The sequence below is a fragment of the Pseudomonas sp. FSL W5-0203 genome, from assembly GCF_001896155.1.
Classification (GTDB): domain Bacteria; phylum Pseudomonadota; class Gammaproteobacteria; order Pseudomonadales; family Pseudomonadaceae; genus Aquipseudomonas; species Aquipseudomonas paracarnis.
On the sequence record NZ_MPOR01000004.1, the window covers coordinates 26,288 to 51,552 of the forward strand.

28 protein-coding genes are annotated in these 25,265 nt (G+C 58.6%); 22 read left to right on the forward strand and 6 right to left on the reverse strand.

Annotation, left to right across the window (positions count from 1 at the left end):
- Window positions 1-123 precede the first annotated feature (123 nt).
- The 15 genes from rpsH (at window position 124) to bfr (ending at window position 9,324) form a co-directional block, all read left to right on the forward strand.
- Window positions 124-516 carry a 30S ribosomal protein S8 gene (gene rpsH / locus BOP96_RS05470; protein WP_003176413.1) on the forward strand — a complete coding sequence of 131 codons (393 nt, stop codon included), beginning with the start codon at window positions 124-126 and terminating at the stop codon, window positions 514-516.
- A 12-nt stretch (window positions 517-528) separates the two neighbouring features.
- Window positions 529-1,062, forward strand: coding sequence for a 50S ribosomal protein L6 (gene rplF, locus BOP96_RS05475; protein WP_003194640.1), 534 nt, complete (start codon window positions 529-531; stop codon window positions 1,060-1,062).
- Window positions 1,063-1,072: 10 nt separating this feature from the next.
- Window positions 1,073-1,423, forward strand: coding sequence for a 50S ribosomal protein L18 (gene rplR, locus BOP96_RS05480; protein ID WP_003186037.1), 351 nt, complete (start codon window positions 1,073-1,075; stop codon window positions 1,421-1,423).
- 3 nt (window positions 1,424-1,426) lie between these two features.
- Window positions 1,427-1,927 (forward strand): 30S ribosomal protein S5, encoded by a 501-nt coding sequence (gene rpsE / locus BOP96_RS05485; protein ID WP_003176409.1) that lies wholly within the window; start codon window positions 1,427-1,429, stop codon window positions 1,925-1,927.
- A gap of 2 nt (window positions 1,928-1,929) precedes the next feature.
- Window positions 1,930-2,106 carry a 50S ribosomal protein L30 gene (rpmD, locus tag BOP96_RS05490; RefSeq protein ID WP_003176408.1) on the forward strand — a complete coding sequence of 59 codons (177 nt, stop codon included), beginning with the start codon at window positions 1,930-1,932 and terminating at the stop codon, window positions 2,104-2,106.
- Window positions 2,107-2,109: 3 nt separating this feature from the next.
- Window positions 2,110-2,547 carry a 50S ribosomal protein L15 gene (gene rplO, locus BOP96_RS05495; protein ID WP_003176407.1) on the forward strand — a complete coding sequence of 146 codons (438 nt, stop codon included), beginning with the start codon at window positions 2,110-2,112 and terminating at the stop codon, window positions 2,545-2,547.
- Window positions 2,548-3,876, forward strand: a complete 1,329-nt coding sequence (secY, locus tag BOP96_RS05500) for a preprotein translocase subunit SecY (protein WP_003194637.1) — start codon at window positions 2,548-2,550, stop codon at window positions 3,874-3,876.
- 28 nt (window positions 3,877-3,904) lie between these two features.
- Complete coding sequence (gene rpmJ, locus BOP96_RS05505) at window positions 3,905-4,021, forward strand: 50S ribosomal protein L36 (protein WP_002555468.1); 117 nt, start codon at window positions 3,905-3,907, stop codon at window positions 4,019-4,021.
- A gap of 129 nt (window positions 4,022-4,150) precedes the next feature.
- Window positions 4,151-4,507, forward strand: coding sequence for a 30S ribosomal protein S13 (rpsM, locus tag BOP96_RS05510; RefSeq protein ID WP_003194635.1), 357 nt, complete (start codon window positions 4,151-4,153; stop codon window positions 4,505-4,507).
- Window positions 4,508-4,537: 30 nt separating this feature from the next.
- Complete coding sequence (gene rpsK / locus BOP96_RS05515) at window positions 4,538-4,927, forward strand: 30S ribosomal protein S11 (protein WP_002555466.1); 390 nt, start codon at window positions 4,538-4,540, stop codon at window positions 4,925-4,927.
- Window positions 4,928-4,945: 18 nt separating this feature from the next.
- Window positions 4,946-5,566, forward strand: a complete 621-nt coding sequence (rpsD, locus tag BOP96_RS05520; RefSeq protein WP_003176404.1) for a 30S ribosomal protein S4 — start codon at window positions 4,946-4,948, stop codon at window positions 5,564-5,566.
- Between the two features lie 22 nt (window positions 5,567-5,588).
- Window positions 5,589-6,590 carry a DNA-directed RNA polymerase subunit alpha gene (locus BOP96_RS05525; RefSeq protein WP_003176403.1) on the forward strand — a complete coding sequence of 334 codons (1,002 nt, stop codon included), beginning with the start codon at window positions 5,589-5,591 and terminating at the stop codon, window positions 6,588-6,590.
- Between the two features lie 41 nt (window positions 6,591-6,631).
- On the forward strand, window positions 6,632-7,018 hold the full coding sequence (rplQ, locus tag BOP96_RS05530) for a 50S ribosomal protein L17 (RefSeq protein WP_003176402.1): 387 nt from the start codon (window positions 6,632-6,634) through the stop codon (window positions 7,016-7,018).
- A 237-nt stretch (window positions 7,019-7,255) separates the two neighbouring features.
- The gene (locus BOP96_RS05535; protein ID WP_014720152.1) at window positions 7,256-8,704 is read left to right on the forward strand and encodes a catalase; all 1,449 of its coding nucleotides are present in this window, start codon (window positions 7,256-7,258) and stop codon (window positions 8,702-8,704) included.
- A gap of 155 nt (window positions 8,705-8,859) precedes the next feature.
- Entirely contained in the window at window positions 8,860-9,324 is a 465-nt protein-coding gene (gene bfr / locus BOP96_RS05540; RefSeq protein WP_003176400.1) for a bacterioferritin, read from the forward strand.
- 67 nt (window positions 9,325-9,391) lie between these two features.
- Here the strand turns inward: bfr and uvrA are convergent, their stop codons facing one another.
- Window positions 9,392-12,226, reverse strand: a complete 2,835-nt coding sequence (gene uvrA / locus BOP96_RS05545; RefSeq protein ID WP_014720150.1) for an excinuclease ABC subunit UvrA — start codon at window positions 12,224-12,226, stop codon at window positions 9,392-9,394.
- A gap of 178 nt (window positions 12,227-12,404) precedes the next feature.
- On the opposite strand from uvrA, the gene BOP96_RS05550 reads away from it, so the two are divergent.
- From BOP96_RS05550 to tam, 3 genes are all read left to right on the forward strand, one after another.
- A complete protein-coding gene (locus BOP96_RS05550; protein ID WP_014720149.1) occupies window positions 12,405-13,799 on the forward strand; it encodes an MFS transporter in 1,395 nt (464 codons plus the stop codon).
- Between the two features lie 9 nt (window positions 13,800-13,808).
- Complete coding sequence (locus BOP96_RS05555) at window positions 13,809-14,324, forward strand: single-stranded DNA-binding protein (RefSeq protein WP_003232445.1); 516 nt, start codon at window positions 13,809-13,811, stop codon at window positions 14,322-14,324.
- Between the two features lie 186 nt (window positions 14,325-14,510).
- Complete coding sequence (tam, locus tag BOP96_RS05560) at window positions 14,511-15,272, forward strand: trans-aconitate 2-methyltransferase (RefSeq protein WP_073452013.1); 762 nt, start codon at window positions 14,511-14,513, stop codon at window positions 15,270-15,272.
- A 21-nt stretch (window positions 15,273-15,293) separates the two neighbouring features.
- Here tam and BOP96_RS05565 read toward each other — a convergent pair whose 3' ends face one another.
- Complete coding sequence (locus BOP96_RS05565; RefSeq protein WP_014720147.1) at window positions 15,294-15,857, reverse strand: cysteine hydrolase family protein; 564 nt, start codon at window positions 15,855-15,857, stop codon at window positions 15,294-15,296.
- A gap of 96 nt (window positions 15,858-15,953) precedes the next feature.
- On the opposite strand from BOP96_RS05565, the gene BOP96_RS05570 reads away from it, so the two are divergent.
- The 3 genes from BOP96_RS05570 to BOP96_RS05580 all read left to right on the forward strand — a co-directional run bounded on the left by BOP96_RS05570 (window position 15,954) and on the right by BOP96_RS05580 (window position 18,950).
- The gene (locus BOP96_RS05570) at window positions 15,954-16,925 is read left to right on the forward strand and encodes a GlxA family transcriptional regulator (RefSeq protein ID WP_073452015.1); all 972 of its coding nucleotides are present in this window, start codon (window positions 15,954-15,956) and stop codon (window positions 16,923-16,925) included.
- A gap of 170 nt (window positions 16,926-17,095) precedes the next feature.
- Window positions 17,096-18,205, forward strand: coding sequence for a DUF3182 family protein (locus BOP96_RS05575; RefSeq protein WP_073452017.1), 1,110 nt, complete (start codon window positions 17,096-17,098; stop codon window positions 18,203-18,205).
- Complete coding sequence (locus BOP96_RS05580; RefSeq protein ID WP_019818878.1) at window positions 18,195-18,950, forward strand: alpha/beta hydrolase family protein; 756 nt, start codon at window positions 18,195-18,197, stop codon at window positions 18,948-18,950. The genes BOP96_RS05575 and BOP96_RS05580 overlap by 11 nt, the downstream gene beginning before the upstream one ends.
- A gap of 113 nt (window positions 18,951-19,063) precedes the next feature.
- Here the strand turns inward: BOP96_RS05580 and BOP96_RS05585 are convergent, their stop codons facing one another.
- The 4 genes from BOP96_RS05585 to BOP96_RS05600 are packed head-to-tail and all read right to left on the reverse strand — an operon-like array spanning window position 19,064 to window position 22,977.
- Window positions 19,064-20,029, reverse strand: a complete 966-nt coding sequence (locus BOP96_RS05585) for a lysylphosphatidylglycerol synthase domain-containing protein (protein ID WP_014720143.1) — start codon at window positions 20,027-20,029, stop codon at window positions 19,064-19,066.
- Entirely contained in the window at window positions 20,019-21,281 is a 1,263-nt protein-coding gene (gene clsB / locus BOP96_RS05590; protein WP_019818875.1) for a cardiolipin synthase ClsB, read from the reverse strand. The genes BOP96_RS05585 and clsB overlap by 11 nt, the downstream gene beginning before the upstream one ends.
- Entirely contained in the window at window positions 21,278-22,054 is a 777-nt protein-coding gene (locus BOP96_RS05595; protein ID WP_057975589.1) for an endonuclease/exonuclease/phosphatase family protein, read from the reverse strand. Before BOP96_RS05595 ends, clsB begins: the two co-directional genes overlap by 4 nt.
- Window positions 22,051-22,977, reverse strand: coding sequence for a DUF72 domain-containing protein (locus tag BOP96_RS05600; RefSeq protein WP_019818872.1), 927 nt, complete (start codon window positions 22,975-22,977; stop codon window positions 22,051-22,053). Before BOP96_RS05600 ends, BOP96_RS05595 begins: the two co-directional genes overlap by 4 nt.
- Before the next feature lie 188 nt (window positions 22,978-23,165).
- On the opposite strand from BOP96_RS05600, the gene BOP96_RS05605 reads away from it, so the two are divergent.
- Window positions 23,166-25,259: a mechanosensitive ion channel family protein gene (locus BOP96_RS05605; protein WP_019818870.1), complete on the forward strand. Its 2,094-nt coding sequence runs from the start codon at window positions 23,166-23,168 to the stop codon at window positions 25,257-25,259.
- Window positions 25,260-25,265: the final 6 nt, after the last annotated feature.

Here is a 25,265-nt window from a genome sequence, read left to right on the forward strand (position 1 = left end):
TTTCATTTCTGGAGTATGTCTAAAATACGCGGCTCGCCTGAGCCCGTGTTTTTTGTGCTCGGAGATTCTCGGCGACATATGTAGCCGCAAGGCTAATTTTTTTGTATTAGGAGCGTCTAGCCCATGAGTATGCAGGACCCGTTAGCGGACATGCTAACTCGTATCCGTAATGCCCAGATGGCTGAAAAGTCCGTCGTAAGCATGCCATCTTCCAAGTTGAAGGTAGCTGTTGCCAAAGTCCTGAAAGACGAAGGCTACATTGCGGGTTATCAGATCAGCAGCGAAATCAAACCACTGCTGTCCATCGAGCTGAAGTACTTCGAAGGCCGTTCGGTCATCGAGGAAGTGAAGCGCGTTAGCCGTCCAGGCCTGCGTCAGTACAAGTCCGCTGAAGATCTGCCGAAAGTTCGTGGCGGTCTGGGCGTGTCTATCGTCTCCACCAACAAAGGTGTGATGACGGATCGTGCTGCGCGCGCTGCCGGTGTCGGCGGCGAAGTTCTTTGCACTGTGTTCTAAGGGGGGATAAGCATGTCTCGCGTCGCTAAGAACCCCGTTAAGCTGCCAGCCGGTGTCGAAGTCAAATTCGCAGGCCAACAGCTTTCGGTGAAGGGTGCCAAGGGTACTCTTGAACTGAACATCCATTCGTCCGTTGAGATCGTTGAAGAAGCTGGTGAGCTGCGTTTCGCTGCTCGCAATGGCGATCAACAAACTCGCGCAATGGCCGGTACCACGCGTGCGTTGGTAAACAACATGGTCCAAGGCGTAAGCCAAGGCTTCGAGCGTAAGCTCCAGCTGGTCGGTGTTGGTTACAAAGCGCAAGCAAAAGGCACGGTTTTGAACCTTGCCCTTGGCTTCTCGCACCCAGTGGATTACGAACTGCCAGCGGGCATCACTGCTGAGACTCCTAGCCAGACCGATATCCTGATCAAGGGCATCGACAAGCAGCTGGTAGGTCAAGTGGCCGCTGAGATCCGCGACTTCCGCCCACCAGAGCCGTACAAAGGCAAAGGTGTGCGCTACGCGGACGAAGTCGTCCGTCGTAAAGAAGCCAAGAAGAAGTAGGGCATAGCAAATGACCGACAAAAAAGTTACTCGACTGCGTCGCGCTCGCAAAGCACGCCTGAAAATGCACGAACTCGAAGTCGTGCGTCTCTGCGTGTTCCGCTCGTCGCAGCACATCTACGCCCAGGTCATCTCGGCCGACGGCAACAAAGTCCTGGCAAGCGCCTCGACTTTGGATAAAGAACTGCGTGATGGTGCCACTGGCAACATCGACGCGGCCACAAAGGTTGGCCAGCTGGTCGCTACGCGTGCTAAGGCCGCTGGCGTCTCGCAAGTGGCTTTCGACCGCTCTGGCTTCAAGTACCACGGCCGCGTGAAAGCGCTGGCTGATGCTGCTCGTGAAGCTGGGCTGGAGTTCTAAGTTATGTCAAATAACGACCAAAAGCGCGACGAAGGCTACATTGAGAAGCTGGTTCAAGTTAACCGCGTAGCCAAAACCGTTAAAGGCGGCCGTATCTTCACTTTCACCGCGTTGACCGTGGTGGGTGATGGTAAAGGGCGTGTTGGCTTCGGCCGTGGCAAGTCACGTGAAGTGCCTGCCGCGATCCAGAAGGCAATGGAAGCTGCTCGTCGCAACATGATCCAAGTTGATCTGAACGGCACCACTCTGCAGTACGCAATGAAGTCCGCTCACGGCGCTTCGAAGGTGTACATGCAGCCTGCTTCTGAAGGTACCGGTATCATCGCTGGCGGCGCTATGCGTGCTGTCCTCGAAGTTGCTGGCGTTCAGAACGTTCTGGCCAAGTGCTATGGCTCGACTAACCCGGTAAACGTGGTTCACGCCACTTTCAAGGGTCTGAAGGCTATGCAATCTCCTGAGTCCATCGCTGCCAAGCGTGGTCTGACTGTCAAGGAGATCTTCTGATCATGGCTACCGTTAAAGTAACGCTGATCAAAAGCATGACCGGCCGCATCCCTAACCACAAATTGTGCGTTAAAGGTTTGGGTCTGCGTCGCATCGGTCACACTGTAGAAGTCCAGGATACTCCCGAGAATCGCGGGATGATCAACAAGGCTTACTACATGCTGCGTGTAGAGGGTTAATCGATGAAACTCAATGATCTGAGTCCAGCGCCGGGTTCCCGTCGCGAAAAGCATCGTCCGGGCCGTGGTATCGGTAGTGGTTTGGGTAAGACCGGTGGCCGTGGCCACAAGGGTCAAACCTCCCGCTCCGGTGGCACCATTGCTCCAGGCTTTGAAGGCGGTCAACAGCCGCTGCATCGTCGCCTGCCTAAGTTCGGTTTCGTATCCCTGAAAGCCATGGATCGCGCAGAAGTGCGTCTGTCCGAGCTGGCTAAAGTGGAAGGCGACATCGTTACTGTGCAGACCCTGAAAGATGCCAACGTGATCAACGTCAACGTACAGCGTGTGAAAATCATGCTGTCCGGTGAAGTGACTCGCGCTGTCACTATCGGCAAGGGAATCGGCGCCACCAAAGGTGCGCGTTCGGCTATCGAAGCAGCTGGCGGCAAGTTCGAGGAATAAATGGCTAAGCAAGGTGCTCTCTCAGCGCTCGGCAAAGGCGGTATGTCTGAACTTTGGGCTCGTCTGCGTTTTCTGTTCCTGGCGATTATCGTCTACCGAATAGGCGCACACATCCCGGTTCCAGGTATCAACCCGGACCGACTCGCAGACCTGTTTCGACAGAATGAGGGGACCATTCTTAGCTTGTTCAACATGTTTTCCGGCGGCGCGCTGGAGCGGATGAGCATCTTTGCACTGGGGATCATGCCGTACATTTCGGCATCGATCATCATGCAGCTGATGACAGCCGTCAGCCCGCAGCTGGAGCAGTTGAAGAAGGAAGGTGAAGCTGGCCGTCGCAAGATTAGCCAGTACACCCGCTACGGCACTGTCGTCCTCGCCCTGGTTCAGGCTATCGGCATGTCCGTTGGCCTGGCGGGGCAGGGCGTTGCGTTCACTGGTGACTTTGGCTTCCATTTCGTCGCGGTATCCACGTTTGTGGCTGGTGCGATGTTCATGATGTGGCTGGGTGAGCAGATTACTGAGCGTGGTGTTGGCAACGGTATCTCGATGTTGATTTTCGCAGGTATCGTCGCCGGTCTTCCGAGAGCAATCGGGCAGTCTTTCGAGTCTGCGCGTCAGGGTGATATCAATATCTTCGCCTTGGTTGCCATCGGTTTGCTGGCAGTAGCGATTATCGGTTTTGTGGTGTTCATTGAGCGTGGCCAGCGTCGTATTGCTGTTCACTACGCCAAGCGTCAGCAGGGCCGTAAGGTCTTCGCTGCGCAGACCAGCCACTTGCCGCTGAAAGTGAATATGGCCGGTGTTATTCCGGCAATTTTCGCGAGCAGCATCTTGCTGTTTCCGGCTTCGTTGGGTACCTGGTTTGGTCAGTCTGAAAATATGGGCTGGCTGCAGGACCTCTCTCAGTCGATCGCTCCTGGTCAGCCGTTGAATATTCTGCTGTTTAGTGCAGGGATTATTTTCTTCTGCTTCTTCTATACGGCGTTGATGTTCAATCCGAAAGACGTAGCGGAAAACCTGAAGAAGTCCGGTGCCTTTATTCCGGGCATCCGTCCAGGTGAGCAGTCGGCACGCTACATTGATGGCGTTCTGACTCGTTTGACCCTGTTCGGTGCTCTATATATGACGGCCGTGTGCTTGTTGCCCCAGTTCCTGGTGGTTGCAGCAAACGTTCCGTTCTACCTTGGCGGGACCTCGTTGCTGATCGTGGTCGTGGTTGTGATGGACTTCATGTCCCAAGTACAATCGCACCTCGTTTCGCACCAGTACGAATCCCTGATGAAGAAAGCCAACCTGAAGGGCTACGGCAGCGGCATGTTGCGCTGAGTACCCCATAAGGTTCGAGGAGTTGGTGATGAAAGTTCGTGCATCGGTGAAAAAGCTGTGCCGTAACTGCAAGATTATTCGCCGCGAAGGTGTTGTTCGAGTAATTTGCAGCGCGGAACCGCGTCACAAACAGCGCCAAGGCTGAGTGTGATCCGCTTGAAGCCCGGCAGCTAGTGCGCTGCCGGGTTGATTATTTGTTATTACAGCGATATTATCTCGCGCCCTATTTCTTGGCTTCCGGGGCGTAGGTAGCTGTCAATTGGAGTCCCACTGAATGGCCCGTATTGCAGGCGTTAACATTCCAGATAACAAGCACACTGTTATCTCGCTGACCTACATCTATGGTGTTGGTCGCACTACTGCGCAGAAAATTTGCGCAGTTGCTGGGGTAAACCCAGCCGCTAAGATCAAGGATCTGAGCGACGAGCAGATTGAACAGCTGCGTGGCGAAGTGGCGAAGTTCACCACTGAAGGTGACCTGCGTCGCGAAATCAACATGAAAATCAAGCGTTTGATGGACCTCGGTTGCTATCGCGGTCTGCGTCATCGTCGTGGTCTTCCAGTACGCGGTCAGCGTACCAAGACTAACGCGCGTACCCGTAAAGGTCCGCGTAAGCCGATCCGCAAGTAATCGCCCCAGCGAATCGACAGGAAAATTATCATGGCAAAACCTGCTGCTCGTCCTCGTAAAAAAGTTAAAAAGACAGTGGTTGATGGCATCGCCCACATCCATGCATCTTTTAACAACACAATCGTGACCATCACCGACCGTCAAGGTAACGCGCTTTCTTGGGCTACCTCCGGTGGTTCGGGTTTCCGCGGTTCCCGCAAGTCCACCCCGTTTGCTGCTCAAGTAGCTGCTGAACGTGCTGGTCAAGCTGCGCTGGAATACGGCCTGAAAAACCTCGACGTTAACGTCAAGGGTCCAGGTCCAGGTCGTGAGTCTGCTGTCCGTGCTTTGAACGGCTGTGGCTATAAGATCGCCAGCATCACCGACGTGACGCCAATCCCGCACAACGGGTGCCGTCCGCCGAAGAAGCGCCGCGTGTAATCCAGGAGATTGTAAAGAATGGCTCGTTACATTGGTCCAAAATGCAAACTCGCTCGTCGCGAAGGCACCGATCTCTTCCTGAAGAGCGGCGTGCGCGCGATCGAATCGAAGTGCAACATTGAAGCAGCACCTGGTATCCACGGCCAACGCCGCGGTCGCCAGTCCGACTACGGCACCCAACTGCGTGAAAAGCAGAAGGTCCGTCGTATCTACGGCGTTCTCGAGCGTCAGTTCAGCGGCTACTACAAAGAAGCTGCTGGCAAGAAAGGTGCAACCGGTGAAAACCTGCTGCAACTGCTCGAATGCCGTCTGGACAACGTTGTATACCGTATGGGCTTCGGTTCGACTCGTGCCGAATCCCGTCAGCTGGTATCGCACAAGTCGATCAGCGTTAACGGTCAGACCGTAAACGTTCCGTCCTACCAGGTTCGTGCTGGTGACGTGGTCGCAGTTCGCGAGAAAGCAAAAAACCAACTTCGCATTGTCCAAGCTCTCGATCTGTGTGCCCAACGTGGCCGCGTAGAATGGGTAGAAGTAGACACTGAGAAGAAGTCGGGCGTTTTCAAGAACGTTCCTGCTCGCAGTGATCTGTCCGCCGACATCAACGAAAGCCTGATTGTCGAGCTCTACTCCAAGTAAGGGCTAGAAAATAGGTGCATCCATGCAGATTTCGGTAAATGAGTTCCTGACACCCCGCCACATTGATGTGCAGGTTGTCAGTCCAACCCGCGCCAAAATTACTCTCGAGCCTCTCGAGCGTGGTTTTGGCCACACCCTGGGCAACGCGCTGCGCCGCATCCTGTTGTCCTCAATGCCCGGCTGTGCAGTAGTCGAGGCCGAGATTGACGGTGTGCTCCACGAGTACAGCGCCATCGAAGGTGTACAGGAAGACGTAATTGAAATCCTGTTGAACCTTAAAGGTCTGGCTATCAAGCTGCACGGCCGTGACGAAGTTACGCTGACCTTGTCGAAGAAGGGTTCGGGGGTGGTTACCGCTGCCGATATTCAGCTGGATCATGATGTCGAGATCGTTAACCCCGATCACGTAATCGCTAACCTGGCGTCTAACGGCGCCCTGAACATGAAGCTCACTGTAGCTCGTGGTCGTGGTTATGAACCGGCCGACTCGCGTCAGAGCGATGAAGACGAAAGCCGCAGCATTGGTCGCTTGCAGCTTGACTCTTCGTTCAGCCCGGTTCGCCGTATCGCATACGTGGTGGAAAACGCCCGTGTCGAGCAGCGTACTAACCTGGACAAGCTGGTTATTGATCTGGAAACCAACGGTACCCTGGATCCTGAAGAGGCTATCCGCCGCGCTGCAACCATTCTGCAACAGCAGTTGGCTGCGTTCGTCGACCTCAAAGGTGACAGCGAACCAGTGGTAATCGAGCAGGAAGACGAGATCGATCCGATCCTGCTTCGCCCGGTTGACGATCTGGAACTGACTGTACGTTCGGCTAACTGCCTTAAGGCGGAAAACATTTACTACATCGGTGACCTGATCCAGCGCACCGAAGTAGAACTGTTGAAGACTCCGAACCTGGGCAAGAAATCCTTGACTGAAATCAAGGACGTTCTGGCCTCCCGCGGTCTGTCCCTCGGCATGCGCCTCGACAACTGGCCGCCTGCAAGTCTTAAGAAGGACGACAAGGCGACTGCCTGATCGTCGTAATCACCGAACGTGAGTTTGGTAAGGAATGAACCATGCGTCATCGTAAAAGTGGTCGTCACCTGAGCCGTACCAGCTCGCACCGCAAGGCCATGTTCCAAAACATGGCGGTGTCGCTGTTCGAGCACGAGCTGATCAAAACTACACTGCCGAAAGCTAAAGAACTGCGTCGCGTTGCTGAGCCGCTGATCACTTTGGCCAAGACAGACAGCCTGGCTAACCGCCGTCTGGCTTTCGACCGTACTCGTTCGAAAGCTATCGTTGGTAAGCTCTTCAACGACCTGGGCAAGCGTTACGCTACCCGTGAGGGTGGCTACCTGCGCATCCTCAAGTGCGGTTTCCGCGCTGGCGACAACGCGCCTATGGCGTACGTCGAGTTGGTTGATCGTGCTACTGCCGGCGAAGCTGTAAGCGCCGAGTAAGACGACAAGCTGCAACGAAGAACCGGGCCTAGTGCCCGGTTTTTTGTGCGCGTAACAAAAGCGCAACTTATACAAGCTTCCATAGGCCGGGCGCTGCACTATAGCGAACGGAGTGTTGTTAGTTATTCTCTATCGATGCCTGCAATTTAATGAATTTGTAGGCGTGGTGTTGATGATCAATACTCCCTCCAAGCCGATTAGCCGGCAGTTCCAAGTCCGACCTGAGGAAGATTGAGCATGAGCCAGAATAAAGTCCTTACCACCGCCAGCGGTGCTCCCGTTGCGGATAACCAGAACTCCCGTTCCGCGGGCCCTCGTGGTCCGTTGTTACTCGACGATTTCCACCTGATCGAGAAGCTCGCTCACTTCAACCGTGAAAACATCCCTGAGCGTCGCGTGCACGCCAAAGGATCGGGCGCCTACGGTACGTTCACAGTCACCCGGGACATCACCCAATACACCAGCGCCAAGCTGTTCGAATCTGTTGGCAAGCAAACGCCGACATTCCTGCGATTCTCCACTGTAGGCGGTGAGCGCGGTTCTGCTGACACTGAACGTGATCCACGTGGCTTTGCCCTGAAGTTCTATACCGAAGAGGGTAACTGGGACATCGTGGGTAACAACACTCCCGTGTTCTTTATTCGTGATCCGCTGAAATTCCCGGATTTTATCCACACCCAGAAACGCCTGCCGCAGAGCAACCTGAAAAGCGCGCAGATGATGTGGGACTTCTGGTCGCACTCACCAGAGGCGCTGCATCAGGTCACCATTCTGTTTTCGGACCGTGGCATCCCGGACGGCTATCGCCACATGCATGGTTTCGGCAGCCACACTTACAGTTTGATCAATGCCCAGGGTGAGCGTCATTGGGTGAAGTGGCACTACAAGACTAAGCAAGGCATCAAGAACCTGGCGCCGGCCGAGGCCGCCCGCTTGGCGGGAACCGATCCTGATTACGCCCAGCGTGATCTGTTTGGTGCAATCGAGCGCGGTGACTTCCCCAAGTGGCGCGTGTGCATCCAGATCATGACCGAGGCACAGGCGAACGCCCATTACGAGAACCCGTTTGACGTGACCAAGACCTGGTCGCAAAAAGAATTCCCGTTGATTGAAGTGGGTGAGTTGGAGCTCAATCGTAATCCGCAGAACTACTTCGCCGAAGTCGAGCAGGCCGCATTTGGCCCAAGCAACATGGTCCCAGGCGTTGGCCTGTCGCCGGACCGTATGCTGCAAGGTCGGGTTTTTGCCTACGCCGATGCGCACCGCTACCGTGTGGGCACCAACCACCAGCAACTGCCGGTGAACGCACCACGTAGCCCGGTTAACAGCTACCAGCGTGACGGCTCCATGGCTTTCGGTAGTAACGGCGGTGCGGCTCCGAACTACGAGCCAAACAGCTATGCCGATGCGCCCAAGCAAGCCCCGCAGTATGCAGAGCCAGCATTGACCCTGAGCGGCGCGGCTGATCGCTACGATCATCGCGAAGATACGGACTACTACAGCCACGCCGGAGCGCTGTTCCGTCTGATGAATGATGAGCAGAAAGCCCTGCTCACCAATAACATCGCCGGTGCTATGGGTGGCGTTTCCAGCGATGTGGTCCAGCGTCAACTGCAGCACTTCTATAAGGCCGACCCGGCTTATGGAGAAGCAATCGCAAAGGCACTGGGTGTATCGCTTAACTGACTCTAAACGATAAGCAGAACCGCCCTCATTTGGGCGGTTTTTGCGTTATTTCAGCTACTTTTCTCCGGAAATCTTCACTTTTCTGCCGTTTGTCCCGTGACCTTCAAGTCAGCATGGTTCAAACTACAGTCTTTCAAGCAGGGAGATGTAGGGCGATGCAAGGTCACCCCGACGTAATCGATTACCTCAACACGTTGCTGACGGGCGAACTGGCAGCTCGTGACCAATATTTCATCCATTCGCGTATGTACGAAGACTGGGGCTTTACCGAGCTCTACGAGCGTATCAACCACGAAATGGAAGAAGAGGCACAGCACGCTGATGCCCTGATGCGCCGCATTCTGATGCTCGAAGGCACGCCGCGTATGCGTCCTGATGATCTGGACGTGGGTACCACAGTGCCTGACATGCTCGCTGCCGATCTTCGCCTTGAGTACAAGGTCCGTGCTGCACTCTGTAAGGGCATCGAGCTTTGTGAGCAGCACAACGACTATGTCACCCGGGAAATACTGCGGGTGCAGTTGAATGACACCGAAGAAGATCACACCTACTGGCTGGAAAAGCAGTTGGGCCTGATCAAGCTGATCGGCCTGGAGAATTACCTGCAATCGCAGTTCTGATTCCCGGCTATAAAAAAGCCCCTGTCACCGCAAAGTGGCAGGGGCTTTTTATTGGACGATGAAAAGATCAGGCCCGATCGCGTTCCAGCAATGGTTTCAGGTAGTAACCGGTGTGCGACTGCGGCATTTCGGAAACCTGCTCTGGCGTGCCCACTGCGATGATCTGGCCACCCTTCGAACCACCTTCCGGCCCCAGGTCTACCAACCAGTCGGCCGTCTTGATCACATCAAGGTTGTGCTCAATCACCACCACGGTATTGCCGTGGTCCCGCAAGCGGTGAAGTACGTCCAGCAACTGCTGGATATCCGCGAAGTGCAGGCCAGTGGTCGGCTCATCGAGGATGTACAAGGTTTTGCCGGTATCACGCTTGGACAGCTCGCGAGACAGCTTGACCCGCTGCGCTTCACCACCCGACAGCGTGGTCGCTGATTGCCCCAGCTTGATGTACGACAGGCCTACATCCATCAGCGTCTGCAGCTTGCGCGCCAACGCCGGCACGGCGTCGAAGAACTCGCGAGCTTCCTCGATTGTCATCTCCAGGGTTTCATGGATGCTCTTGCCCTTGTACTTGATCTCCAGGGTCTCGCGGTTGTAGCGCTTGCTCTTGCACACATCGCACGGCACGTAGATGTCGGGGAGGAAGTGCATCTCCACCTTGATCAGGCCGTCGCCCTGGCAGGCTTCGCAGCGCCCACCCTTGACGTTGAACGAGAACCGGCCCGGCCCATAACCTCGTGAGCGCGACTCGGGTACGCCAGCGAACAGCTCGCGGATAGGCGTAAACAGCCCGGTGTAGGTGGCTGGGTTGGAACGCGGTGTGCGTCCAATCGGGCTCTGGTCGATGTCGACGACCTTGTCCAGATGCTCCAGGCCTTTGATGCTGTCGTGGGCCGCAGCTTCCAGAGTGGTCGCGCCGTTCAGGGCGGTGGCACTCAGTGGGAACAAGGTGTTGTTGATCAGCGTCGACTTGCCCGAACCGGAAACACCGGTCACGCAGGTCAGCAGGCCCAGCGGAATCTCCAGGTCGACATTGCGCAGGTTGTTCCCGCGCGCGCCCTTGAGGTGCAGAGCCATCTTTTTGTTGCGCGGCGTACGCTTGGCGGGCACTTCGATCTTCACCCGGCCAGACAGGTACTTGCCGGTCAACGAGTCCGGATGTGCCATCACTTCGGCAGGCGTGCCCTCGGCAACGATATGGCCACCATGCACACCCGCGCCCGGGCCGATATCGACCACGTAGTCCGCCAGGCGGATAGCGTCTTCATCATGCTCGACCACGATCACGGTATTGCCGATATCGCGCAGGTGTTTCAGCGTGCCCAGCAGGCGGTCGTTATCCCGTTGGTGCAAGCCAATCGACGGCTCATCGAGGATATACAGCACGCCCACAAGGCCCGCGCCAATCTGGCTGGCCAGGCGGATTCGCTGTGCTTCACCGCCCGACAAGGTATCGGCGCTACGGTCCAGCGACAGGTAATCCAGGCCAACGTTGACCAGGAACTGCAGACGCTCGCGAATTTCCTTGAGGATCTTGTCGGCAATTTCCCCGCGTCGCCCGGTGAGCTTGAGTACGCCAAAGTATTCACACGCATCGCCGATTGGCAGGTTGGTTACTGCTGGCAGGGTCTTTTCGCCTACCCACACGTGACGTGCCTCACGACGCAGGCGGGTGCCACGGCAATCCGGGCAAGGCTGAGTACTGAGGAATTTTGCCAGTTCTTCACGCACGCTTGCCGATTCGGTCTCGCGGTAGCGACGCTCCAGGTTCGGCACGATGCCTTCGAACGGGTGCGAGCGCTTGACGATGTCGCCACGGTCGTTCAGGTACTTGAAGTCGACATTCTGCGAACCGCTGCCATGCAGAATGACCTTCTGCTGGTCTGCCGGCAGCTGGTTGAACGGCACTTCCAGGCTGAACTTGTAGTGCGAGGCCAATGACCCGAGCATCTGGAAATAGTAGACGTTACGCCTGTCCCATCCGCGTATCGCCCCCTCGGCCAGGGTCAGGTCACCATTGACCAGGCGCTTGATATCGAAAAACTGCTTCACACCCAGGCCGTCGCAAGTCGGGCAGGCGCCGGCCGGGTTGTTGAAGGAAAACAGCTTGGGTTCCAGCTCACTGATGGCATGGCCACAGATGGGGCAGGCGAAGCGCGCGGAGAAGATGATCTCTTCGCCCGGCTCGTCGTCCATCGGCGCTACGAGGGCAATGCCATCGGCCAGCTTCAGCGCGGTTTCGAACGATTCCGCCAAACGCTGCTGCAAGTCGGCGCGCACCTTGAATCGGTCGACCACCACATCAATGGAGTGCTTTTTCTGCTTGTCCAGCTTCGGCGCTTCGTCCAGCTCATAGAGCTTGCCGTTGATGCGCGCCCGCACGAAGCCCTGGGCACGCAGTTCTTCGAAGACCGACAGGTGTTCACCCTTGCGCTCGCGAATGACGGGCGCCAGCAGCATCAGCTTGGCGCCCTCTGGCTGGGCCAGTACCAGGTCGACCATCTGGCTGACGGTCTGGGCTTCCAGGGGAATATCGTGGTCCGGGCAGCGCGGAATGCCCACGCGCGCATACAGCAGGCGCAGATAGTCGTAGATTTCGGTAATGGTACCCACGGTGGAGCGCGGGTTGTGGGACGTGGATTTCTGCTCGATGGAAATAGCCGGCGACAGGCCTTCAATGGTGTCGACATCGGGCTTTTCCATCATCGACAGGAACTGCCGGGCGTAGGCCGACAGGGATTCCACATAGCGACGCTGACCTTCGGCATACAGCGTGTCGAACGCCAGGGACGATTTGCCGGAGCCGGACAAGCCGGTGATGACGATCAGTTTGTCCCGGGGCAGGGTCAGGTCGATGTTCTTCAGGTTGTGGGTTCTAGCCCCACGAATCAGGATCTTGTCCAAGATGGCCTCGCACGGCGGGCGTAAATGATGCCGGAGTATACGGCTAAAGACTGGATGAATATACACTGTCAAAACGCCGCTTGCAGCCTTACATGAAAGCTGCGCGGCAAAGCGCCGCATATACCCTCTCAATCGATGGGACTGGTAGAATCGCCGCCGGTTCACACGAGGTTTTTCCATGCACGATCCCCACAGCGAACGCATGAGTAGCGGCGAGACCCGAGCGGCAAGCGGTCTGGCCCTGGTGTTCGCCTTCCGTATGCTGGGCATGTTTATGGTGTTGCCGGTGCTGGCCACCTATGGGATGGATCTCGCAGGGGCGACCCCCGCCTTGATCGGCCTGGCGATTGGCGCCTATGGCCTGACCCAGGCAATTTTCCAGATTCCGTTCGGGATTATTTCCGACCGCATTGGCCGTCGCCCGGTGATCTATCTCGGGCTGATCGTATTCGCCCTTGGCAGTGTGCTAGCGGCCCAGTCCGATTCGATCTGGGGCGTGATCGCCGGACGCATCCTGCAGGGCGCCGGTGCGATTTCCGCCGCCGTGATGGCGCTGCTGTCGGACCTGACCCGCGAACAACACCGCACCAAGGCCATGGCGATGATCGGCATGACCATCGGCCTGTCGTTTGCCGTGGCCATGGTGGTCGGCCCCTTGCTCACGCGCGCGTTCGGCTTGCATGGGCTGTTCCTGGCCACGGGCGGCATGGCGTTGTTCGGCATCCTGATCGTGGCTTTTATGGTGCCGCGCTCCACCGGCACCCTGCAGCATCGTGAATCGGGCGTCGCACGCAAGGCGTTGCTGCCGACGCTCAAGCACCCGGACCTGCTGCGCCTGGATTTAGGTATCTTCGTATTACACGCCATGCTGATGTGCAGCTTCGTCGCCTTGCCCCTGGCCCTGGTGGAAAAAGCCGGCCTGCCCAAGGAACAGCACTGGTGGGTCTACCTCACTGCGCTGTTGATTTCGTTCTTCGCCATGATCCCGTTCATCATCTATGGCGAGAAGAAACGCAAAATGAAACGAGTTTTACTCGGCGCCGTCGCGACATTGATGCTCACTGAACTATTCTTCTGGCAGTTCGGCGACAGCCTGCGAGCATTGGTGATCGGTACGGTGGTGTTTTTCACCGCCTTCAACCTGCTCGAAGCGTCGTTGCCGTCACTGATCAGTAAAGTTTCACCGGCAGGCGGCAAGGGCACGGCCATGGGGGTATATTCCACCAGCCAGTTCCTGGGTTCCGCGTTGGGCGGCATCATGGGCGGCTGGATGTTCCAGCATGGCGGTTTGTCGGTTGTGTTCCTCGGATGCGCCGGGCTGGCTGCACTTTGGCTGGTCTTTGCTGTTACCATGCGCGAACCTCCCTACGTCACCAGTCTGCGTTTGCCGCTATCGCCCGAGGCGATCCGCGAAGCCGGCCTGGTAGAGCGCCTGAAGGCTGTCGTAGGGGTAACGGATGCAGTCGTGGTCGCTGAAGAGGCGGCCATTTACATCAAATTGGACACCGAATTATTGGATCGCGCGACGCTCGAGCAACTGGTCAACCCAGTGCCGACAGCGCGCCCAGCCTAGGAGAACGTTATGGCCCGTGGGGTTAACAAAGTCATATTGGTCGGTACTTGCGGCCAGGATCCCGAAGTTCGCTACTTGCCTAACGGTAACGCCGTGACCAACCTGAGCCTGGCGACCAGCGAACAATGGACCGACAAGCAGACCGGCCAGAAGGTCGAGAAGACCGAATGGCACCGCGTGTCGATGTTCGGCAAGGTCGCAGAGATCGCCGGTGAATACCTGCGCAAAGGTTCGCAGGTCTACATCGAAGGCAAACTGCAAACCCGTGAGTGGGAAAAAGACGGCATCAAGCGTTACACCACCGAAATCGTGGTCGACATGCAAGGCACCATGCAACTGCTGGGCGGCCGTCCACAGGGCGACCAACAGGGCCAGGGCGGCATGTCCAACTCGGCACCGCGCCCACAGCAGTCGCGTCCGCAGCCAAGCCAGCAGCCACAGCGTGAGTCGCGCCCAGCACCACAACAGGCTGCTCCGCAACCGGCTCCGGATTTCGACAGCTTTGATGACGATATCCCGTTCTAAGGTCCAAGACCGACCCTGAACAAACAAAACCCCCGATAGCGAAAGCATCGGGGTTTTTTTATGGGCGATGAACAGGCGTCGGTGCACGCGCTGCCTTTTTGCAGGCAGCACACCAACCCCAGCATTTGTTCTCATGGCTCACAAGATTTAGGCTGTCGCCACCTCTAAGAAAGAAGGAAAGCTGTGATGACTTGGTCCGCCAAGCAGTACACGATGTTCGAACAGCAGCGCACTCGCCCTGTCCGTGACCTGATTGCGGCAATTCCCAACACCGACGTGGGCACCGCAGTCGACCTGGGGTGCGGGCCGGGAAACTCCACCGAAGTGCTGGCCGAGCGTTTCCCCCAAGCGCACGTCACTGGCATGGACAGCTCCGATGATATGTTGGTAGACGCCCGCAAGCGCCTGCCCAGGTTGAACTTCGAGCTGGCGGACATCGGCGCCTGGCACCCTGCGCAACGCTTGGATGTGATTCTGGCCAATGCCTCGCTGCAATGGCTGCCCGACCACGCCACGCTCTACCCGCATTTGGTCCACCAACTGAATCCAGGCGGTACGCTGGCGGTGCAAACCCCGGACAACCTTGACGAGCCCGCCCATCGCCTGGCCCGTGAAGTTGCGGCCGATGGCCCGTGGTCGGCGAAGATAGCGGCGGTCAAACACAATGAGCGGCACACCGCCAGTTACTACTACGAGCTGCTGAGCAAGCATTGCAGCACCGTGGATGTGTGGCGCACCACCTATCACCACCCGTTGGCGGACCACACGGCGGTGGTGGAGTGGTTCAAGGCTTCGGCATTGCGGCCTTTTCTTGCGCCGTTGACCGACGATGAAAAAGCCGCCTTCCTGCAGCAATACCAGGCGCGAATTACCCAGGCTTATCCCGCCCTGGCCGATGGCACGGTGTTGTTGCCCTTTCCGCGCCTGTTCATCATCGCCACACGCTAAAGCGATCGGCCTGATTGGCGGTCACGCGGCCGCTGCTTGGGCCTTCAAATATTCCTCTGCCGACACCACACCCGCATAGCCAAAGGCCAGGGAGGCCATGTACGCCCCGTGCACCTGCGCCGCCGGAATCACCTGCCCGTTGAATTCCTGGTCGCGGGTCGCGCAGGCATCATGGATCACCGTAACCTTGTAGCCCAGGTCCGCCGCCGCCCGTACCACGGCGTCAATGCACATATGGCTCATGCTGCCTACCACCACCACGTCGGTGATGCTGCGCTGTTCCAGCAGTTCGCGCAGGTTGGTTTGGCGAAACGCATTCACGAAGTGTTTGAGCACCACCGGTTCCTCGCCCTCGTTGAGCACCTTGGCATGCAAGTGCGCGCCTTCGGAGCCCGGTGTGAAGAACGGTGCGTCGTCGCCAGCGAACTCATGCCGTACATGAATCACCGCATCGCCTGCTTGTCGAAACGCCTGTAGCACCTGCGCTGCCTTGTCCGCTGCGGCTTCCACGCCGTCGAGCGGCCACTTGCCCTGGGGGAAGTAGTCGTTCTGGATATCGATTAGGATGAGCGCCTGCTTGGCCATGTGTGTTGCCTCGTGATGGGTTGATGGGCCTAGTATCTTAGCTGGCGATCACGCCGAGAATTGGCCGCACCGACAATAACAGGGGGAAAACTGACAATGGCCGCGCAACGCAGCACTGTCGAGCTGGGTGTGTTGATCTACCAAGGTGCGCAACTCGCCGCAGTCCACGGGCTGACTGACCTGTTCGGGGTCGCTAACCGCATCGCCGCCGAGCATGACTCTGCGCAACTGCCGCTGCTGCGGGTCAGCCACTGGCAGGTAGATGCCCACGGCACGCCCGCGCGCACGTTCGACAGCCACCCAGGCCCCGACCAACCGATGATGGCCGTGTTGGTGCCGCCCTCGATTGCAGAGTTCACCGAAGACCAGGCGCCGCCGGCGCTGCTGGAATGGCTGCGCCTGCAACATGCGGGCGGCACCGTGCTTGGCGGCGTGTGCATCGGCTCGATCATGCTGGCGCGCAGCGGCCTGTTGGATGGCCGCAGCGCCACCACCCACTGGTCCTCCGCGAAGTCTTTTGCGGCCAGTTACCCGGCGGTGCGCCTGGAAGCGGATAAACCCATTGTCGATGACGGCGACCTGATCACTTCCGCGGGGCTGATGGCCTGGTCCGAACTGGGCCTGCGCCTGGTCGACCGGCTGATGGGCCCGAGCGTGGCGGCCGATACGGCGCGTTTTCTGGTGATCGAACACAGCGCCAGCGCCAGCCAATGTGGTAGTAACTTTGCGCCGCTTCTCAGGCACGGTGATGGTGCGGTCCTCAAGGTCCAGCATTGGCTGCAAGCCAGTGGCGCGGTGGACGTGTCCGTGGCAGCGATGGCGCAGGAGGCGAACCTGGAAGAGCGCACCTTTCTGCGGCGCTTTCGCAACGCCACGGGATTGAAACCCACCGAGTACTGCCAACACCTGCGGGTCGGCAAGGCGCGGCAGATGCTGGAGTTCACCAACGGCACCATCGATCACATTGCCTGGACCGTGGGCTATCAAGACCCCGGTGCCTTTCGTACCATTTTCAAGAAAATCACCGGCCTGTCCCCCAGCGATTACCGCAACCGCTTTGGGGTTTGAATCGTGCAGAACGCCGCAGGGTTCGCCCCCGGGTCGTGCAGAATAAAACAGGCTAACGGCCATCACTTTTTGCGCAACTGATTGATTTAACAACTATCCGCTCAATCACAGCGTTGGCCTGATCCATGCAACCTCATTGCTACACAAAGGTTGATGGAAAAGGGGACCGCATGACCCCCATAAGTCGCAAGAAGTTGGTGGTCGCCCACTCCATGCGAGAGGGGGCGCCCCTGCATGAAATCGAAACCAACCGCGCCCTCGCACGCTGGCTGGCGCAGATGCTGGGGCTCAAGTTCGGTGGCAGTTACGACCCGGCCTTGCATGCGGGCCGGGAATTGTATCTGCTGCCCACGCAAACCCTGGTCGGGCCAGCCCAAGCGCGCCAGCTCAATATCAAGGGGCCTGGCGATCTGTGGGGCGGCTATGTCGATCACGCTTTTATCTGCACCAAGGCCATCACGCGTGGCCTGCTGAGTCCCGAGGCCAAGGCGCCCGAAGGCTGGTCGCCGACATTCTGCGAGCGCGTGCGTGACGTAGTGTTGGACGGCGTGAGTGTGTTCGCCCTTGAGGACGCGCGGCCTGCCGCGACCCGCTTGCTCTACAGTGGCCCGATTCGTCTGAAACCCGTGAACGCCTGTGCAGGGCGCGGGCAGGAAGTTATCCACAGCCTGGATGAGTTCGACGCGATAGTGGCGCGCCCGGAAGCGGCCCGAATGTTCAATGAAGGCGTGGTGCTGGAACAAGACCTGCACGCGGTGGTCACCCACAGCGTGGGCCAGAGTTTTATTGGCGATCACCTCATTAGCTACTGCGGCGAGCAGCACCTGACCCAAGACGGGCAGGGGGAAGAGGTCTACGGCGGTTCCGATCTGCTGGTCGTCCCCGGTGATTATGCTGCCCTGCTCAAACTGGATCTGCGTGAAGACGTGCGTGAGGCCATTGAACAGGCGCTGGTTTTCGACCGTGCTGCGGACGAAGCCTACCCAAGCTTCTTCGCCTCGCGCCGCAACTACGACATCGCCCAAGGCCTGGACAGCACAGGCCAGCGCCGCAGTGGTGTGCTCGAACAATCCTGGCGCATGGGCGGGGCCAGCAGCGCGGAAGTCGCGGCGTTGCAGAGTTTTATAAACCATCCGGGCCTTAAGGCCATCCGTGTGTCCTCGGTAGAAACCTATGTAGACCAGGCGCTGCCGGCGGATGCCATCGAGGTATACCGAGGCCCGGCCGAAAACAGCGACTTTCTACTCAAGTATGTGACGGTCAAGACTTATGACGGCTAGAAGCGAGAGCATCACCATCGATATAGACGACGAACAGATGAGCGGGACATTCCTCAGTCCCAAGTCCAAAGTGCCCGGCGTGTTGTTCGTGCACGGCTGGGGCGGCAGCCAGGAGCGCGACCTGGAGCGGGCCAAAGGTATCGCAGGCCTTGGATGTGTATGCCTGACCTTCGACCTGCGTGGCCATGCTGGCACCGGCATCCCTTTGTCGCGCGTCACCCGCGAAGACAACCTGCGCGACCTGTTGGCCGCCTACGATCGCCTGCTGTCCCACCCGGCTATCGACACCTCGGCGGTGGCAGTGGTGGGCACCAGTTATGGCGGGTACCTCGCGGCGATCCTCACCTCATTGCGCCCGGTACGTTGGCTGGCGCTGCGAGTGCCGGCGCTGTACCGCGATCAGGAATGGCTCAAGCCCAAGCGCGACTTGGATAAAGCCGACCTGATGGATTACCGCGGCACCCTCGTGCACGCCGAAACCAACCGTGCCCTGCATGCCTGCGCGCAATTTACCGGCGATGTGCTGATTGTCGAATCGGAAACCGACGACCATGTGCCCCACGCCACCATCATGAGTTACCGCGCGGCGTGCCAGCAAACCCACTCCCTGACCCACCGCATCATCGACGGCGCCGACCATTCCTTGAGCGACCCGGTGTCGCAACAGGCCTACACCTCGATCCTGGTGGACTGGATTACCGAGATGGTGGTAGGGGAGCGGTTGAGCATCATTCAGGCTCGATAGTCGTTGCCCTTATGATCGCTTTCGCGGACAAGCCCGGCTCCCATCTGGGAATGCATTCCCCTGTGGGAGCCGGGCTTGCCCGCGAAAGCGATTCCACCGTCACCACCGTCTCATCAGGCAGTTTTCTTAACCCGCAACGCCTTGGCCTTGGCCTCCACCCCCAAATACATCACCAGTGCAATCAACAACGGGCAGATAAAATAAATCGCCCGGTACGCGATCAGCCCGGCCAGCAAACTCCCCCGCGACGCCTCATGCTGCAACAGCGCAATGAACACCGCCTCCAAAACCCCCAAGCCGGCGGGAATATGGGTGACCACCCCGGCAATTGCGCTGATCAACAGCACCCCCAGCACTAGGGGGTAATCCAGTTTGGCGGGCAACAAGGCAAATATCACCGCCGCCATCAACGACCAGTTCAACGCACCCAGGGCCAGTTGCAAACAGGCCATACGCAGCGACGGCAAGTTGATCTCGATACCGCGGATCGACCACGCGCGCTTTTTCGAAAACCGGCACGCCGCCAGGTAGCCCAGGCTCGCGAGCACCAACAACCCCCCGACCCCTTGCAAGGCGCCGCTGCTGAGCTTCCAGCCCGGCGGCAGGGTCACCAACCCGCTGCTGAATACCACTCCGGCCAACGCCATATAGCCAAACCAATTGGTGGCCAGGCTCAGGCCGAGGATCTTGGCGATATTGCTGGTGCTCACGCCCAGGCGCGAATACAGCCGATACCGCATGGCGATGCCACCGACCCAGGCGCTGAGGTTGAGGTTGAACGCGTAGCTGATGAAACCCACCGGCAATATCTGCTTCCAACGCAACGGCTGGCGAATGTAGGTGCGGCCGATCAAGTCGAAGCACGCATAGACGATAAAACTGCACAGCGTCAGCGCGCCGGCGATGAACAATGTGCGCAGCTTGAACTCGCTCAGGGTCTGGAACACTTCGCTCCAGTCGATGCGCCGGGCCAGCAGGGTAAACAACACGATCAGCAGCACGAAGAACGCGATCGTCAGCGGTTTCTTCCAGCGCTTGAACCCAGAGGCTTGCGCTTGGGGGCGGGCTTCAGACGTCATGGGGCGTGGCCTCAAAAGGTTTCAAGCGCGGTTTGTGGGCCGGTAACCAACTGGCCAGTACCGGGAAATGGCGCATCACATGAAACACCAGGAAACCCACGGTCAAGCGCCAGAGCCACAGACGTGGCTTGCGCTTTTCCGGAATGGTCTGGCAATGATTGTGGGCGAGGGCTTCCAGGCGTTCGTAGAGCTGCTGATTGAAAGCCCGGTCGCGAATCAGCACATTGGCTTCCAGGTTTAATGCCAGGCTCAGTGGGTCCAGGTTGCTCGAACCGACGGTGCTCCATTCGTCATCCACCAGCGCCACCTTGCCGTGCAGCGGGCGTTGGCAGTATTCGTGAATCACCACGCCATCCTTGAGCAAGTAGTCATAGAGCATGCGCGCAGCGAGTTTCGCCAACAGCACGTCCGGCTGGCCTTGCATGATCAACTGCACCTGCACGCCACGGCGCGCCGCGTTGCGGATCTCGCGAAGCAGGCGATAGCCGGGGAAGAAATACGCGTTGGCGATCACCACGCGCCGCCGAGCCTGGCTCAAGGCGTGGATATACGCGTCTTCGATATCGTCACGATGCTGAATGTTATCGCGATAAATCAGGCGCACCAGGCCGTCGCCTGGCTCGCTCGTCCAGGGCGAAGGCCGTTGCTGGCGCCGTCGCCAACCGCGACGGCTGCGCACTTGGCGGCCACTTTGGGCGAGGGCGAAATGGTGCAGGTCGGCCACGGCCGGGCCGATCACCTGTACTGAGTAATCCTGCTTGGCTTCGGGGCCGAAATCCGCCAAGTGGTCAGCAGAAAAATTGATCCCGCCGATAAACGCCACGCGGGCATCCACCACGACAATCTTGCGGTGCAGGCGGCGAAACCAGTTAGTGCGTATGCCGAAGGTCTTGGGCGCCGGGTCGAACATCTGCACCATCACCCCGGCTTCGGCCAACTCCCGCAGGAAGCCCGGGCTCAGCTCGCCGCAACCAAAACCGTCGAGGCTGACCACCACCTTTACCCCACGCTTGGCCGCCTCGATGAGGATGCTGTGCAGCTCAAAGCCGACCTTGTCTTCAAAGAGGATGAAGGTCTCCAGCAGGATCTCGCGCTCTGCCGCCCGCAAAGCCTCGAACACAGCGGGAAAGTACGCCTCGCCGTTCTCCAGCAACGCCACCTGGTTGCCGCTCTGCCAGCCGTAATCCAGATCCCGCGCTTTGCTGTCATCTGGCGGTTGGTCTGTGGCGATATGGTCTACCGCGACGTTCATAGCTCAACCTCCACCGACAGCGGCACATGGTCTGAGAGATGGGACCAAGGGCGAGTGGTGAGTACGCGCGGGTTGTGCACCGTCAAGTTACGCACATAAATGCGGTCCAGCGGCAGCAACGGCAGGCGTGCCGGGAAGGTGCGCGCCGGTTTGCCAAGGGTGTGCATGAACACTTCCTGCAAACCGCTTTGGCTCAGGTCGGCTTTTTGCCGCCAGTCGTTGAAATCGCCAGCGACCACCAACGGCGCATCGGCCGGAATCTCGCTGATACGTTGTTCCAGCAAGCGCAATTGTTGTTGGCGATGCACCTCGCGCAAGCCCAGGTGGATGCAGATCGCGTGCACCTGCTGGCCGCCGCCCGGCAGGCGCAACACGCAATGCAGCAGGCCGCGGTTTTCATGGCCGCTTTGCGAAATGTCGAGGTTGTCGTAGCGGATGATCTGGAATTTTGACAGCAGTGCATTGCCATGGTCGCCATGGGGGTACACCGCATTGCGCCCATAGGCAAACTGCGGCCAGATGCTGTCGGCCAGGAACTCATACTGCGGCATTTTTGGCCAGTCGCTGTAGCGCTGGGGATGGCGTTCGTGAGTGCCATGGATCTCCTGCAAGAACACCATGTCGGCGCCCACGCTGCGCACCGCTTCACGCAGTTCGGGCAAGATGAAGCGGCGATTCAGTGCGGTGAAACCCTTGTGGATATTGACCGTCAGCACCGTGAAACGGGTGATGGCGGTGGTCGGCGGGGTGGGGATCAGCTCTGGATGCGTCATGGCAATACTCCTGGTTCCGGCAGTCGGCCAGGCTCGGTGAGCAGGTGTTCGTCCAGTCCGAAGCGTTGCAGCAATTGGCGTGCATCGAAGGGGGCGCGAACTTTGATGTCGTTGTCGAAAAAACAGAACACATCGCGCTGTTTACGCCTGCGGGGTGTGTGGTGCGGGTCGACCAGGTGTGCATCGGCAGGCTGCTTGCCCTGGGCCCAGCGTTCGATGCGGTCACCCCAGCGCTGGAGCGCTTCGGCGCTATAACCGCTGGCATATAGCTGCTTATCGCCGTGCAAGCGCAGGTACATGAAGTTGGCGGTCACGTCTTCCATGTACGGCCACTTGCCTGCGGTGTCCGCGACCACCAGGGCCACTCCGTGTTTATCCAGCATCTGGATGAACTCCGGTACGGCAAAACTCATGTTGCGAATCTCCACGGCATGGCGCAAAGGTTTCTTGGCATAGGCCTTCATGCTCGCCTTGCCGTTCAGGCGTGGCTCATGCTGGCGGGCGAGGGCCGCCGCCTGTTGGGTATCGGTGGGTAATTGGGCCAGGAAGGTTTCGAACAGCGTGGCGTCAAATTTGAAGCTGGGCGGAAACTGCCAGAGGATGGGGCCGAGTTTTTCTTTGAGTTCCAGCACCCCGGAAGCGAAGAAATTTGCCATCGGCTTGTGCACGTCCCGCAGGCGCAGGATATGCGTGATGAAACGGGGCGCCTTGACACTGAACAGGAAACCTTCGGGCGTATCGGCATACCACTCGGCATAGCGCTTGGGGGTTTGCAGCGCGTAGAACGAACCGTTGATTTCGATGCTGTTGACGGCGCGTGACGCAAACTGCAACTCGCGTTTCTGGGTCAGCCCTTCGGGGTAAAAGTCCCCGCGCCAGGGCGTGTAGCGCCAGCCGGAAATGCCGATGTGAATCGCCGCCATGTGTGCTCCCGTGGATGGTGGGTGAGGTGACCTCCGTTATGGGATGACTGCGCTGTTTGGCTGAAAGTTTCCACATTCCTACAGGCGGTACAGGGGGTGAAATGTGGGAGGGGCATTGCAAACGCAGGGAACGATAAGGGCCCAAGCTCGTCAGTTCCTTACAGACCCTGCTGAAGGAGCTTGCTGTTTTGCTGAATCCAAAGACTGCATTACTGCTCGTCGCGCTGCTGCTCTGCGGCAATGGCGCCCTGCAAGCCGCGGCAACGGCGCCCGCTGCCGAAACGCCGGCCAAGCCGGAACTGCTGGTAGAAGGCGGGCTGCTCGGGGCCATCAGTTCAAGCATCGACGACGTGCAGAACAAGCTCGACCTCGACCAGAACCTCATCGACGCCTGGCGCCTGCGTGCTGATCGCGCCGCGGACGAAGTAGGGCGCCTGGTAGACCAGACAGCCGCACGCTCGCCGTGGAGCGTGGCGGGCGATTTCCTGCTGTTGTCTGGGGTGTGGGTCGGTGCCTTTGCGGTCTTGACGATACTTGGGCGCCTGGTTGTGCAACGCTCGAGCCGCCGCCCATTCCTCGCGCGGCGCCAACGGCTGCAAGGCTTGCTGGGCTATGTAGTTCCCTACACGATTCCAGCGCTGATCTGCCTGCCGCTGACCCTTTATGTCAGTCACTTTTTACCCACGTCTGTCGGCCGAGCCCTGGCACTGTGTTTTGCCTACGCCACCAGTAGTGGCATCTTTTCCACCTCGCTGTTGCTGTGCGTCATTGTCATGTTCAACGTCGGCCACAAGCGGCCTGCCGTGCGGATCATTCGTGACTATTGCCCCAAGCCTCTATTCCTGATCGGCTTTCTCGCGGCCCTCAGTGATGCACTGACCAGCCCGCAAATCGCTCGTCAGTTGGGCGGCAATATCACCAGCAGCATCGCCGTGTTTACCGGCCTGTTTGCCGCGGTCATCTTTGGCGTACTGGTGGTACGCCTGCGGCGGCCGGTGGCCCATTTGATCCGCAATCGGCCGTTGGCCCAGCGTCTCAAACATCCAGCATTGCAACAGTCGCTGCGGGTGTTTTCCGGGCTCTGGTACTGGCCGATTCTGTTGATGGTGCTGGTGTCGGCGGTCAACCTGATTGGCGCCGGTGACGACAACCAAGAGGCCCTGCGCTGCGCGTTGCTCACCACCTTGTTACTGATCGGCACGGTGTTTCTCAGCACCGTGCTGCAACACCTGTTCAAGTCCCGCAGCCAGGTATCGATCCAACGCAGCAGCGCCTACAAGGAACGCTTTCTGAGTTTGCTGCACGCGATTTTGCGTATCGTCATGGCCATCGCGTTTATCGAGATACTCGGGCGTATCTGGGGCGTTTCGCTGTTCGAATTCGCCCAGCGCAACTCGGTGGGGCGGGCCATCAGTGACTCCCTCAGCAGCATCGGCCTGATCCTGTTGGTGACCTGGCTGTTCTGGGTGGTGCTCGACACCGCGATTCAGGAAGCCCTCAAACCACCGGTGAATAAACGCTCCAGTCGCCAGCCCAGCACCCGGGTCAAAACCATCCTGCCGCTGCTGCGCAATGCAGTGAAGATCATCCTGGTGGTGATCTGCGCGATTACCACCATGGCCAACCTGGGCATCAATGTCGCGCCTTTGCTGGCGGGCGCCGGCGTGGTGGGACTGGCGATCGGTTTCGGTTCCCAGCAACTGGTGCAGGACGTGATTACTGGCCTGTTCATCATTATCGAAGACACCCTGTCCATCGGCGATTGGGTGGTGCTCGACTCTGGTCACGCCGGCACCGTGGAGGGCCTGACCATCCGCACCCTGCGCCTGCGTGACGGCAAGGGGTTTGTGCATTCGGTGCCGTTCGGGCAGATCAAGGCGGTCACCAACCAGTCGCGTCAATTCGCCTATGCCTTCTTCTCAGTGCAGTTCACTTACGACACCGACGTGGACAGGGCCGTGGAGCTGATCCGCGAGGCCGGCCAGTCGATCCGCGACGACGTGTTCCTCAAGTACAACCTGCAAGGGCCGCTTGAAGTATTTGGCGTGGACAAGATGGACCTCAATGGCGTGGTGCTCACCGCGCAGTTCCGCACGGTTTCGGGTGGCCAATACGCAGTCAGCCGGGCGTTTAATCAGCGCTTGAAAAAGCTTGTGGATAACTGTGATGAGGTGCATTTTGCGCAAACTTATCCACAGCAGGTGTTGTTGCCTAAGCGTGTGGCGCAGGAGCATGAGCAGGATGCGGTGGTGTTGACGGAGCAGCCCAGGTCTCAATCATGAGGCCCT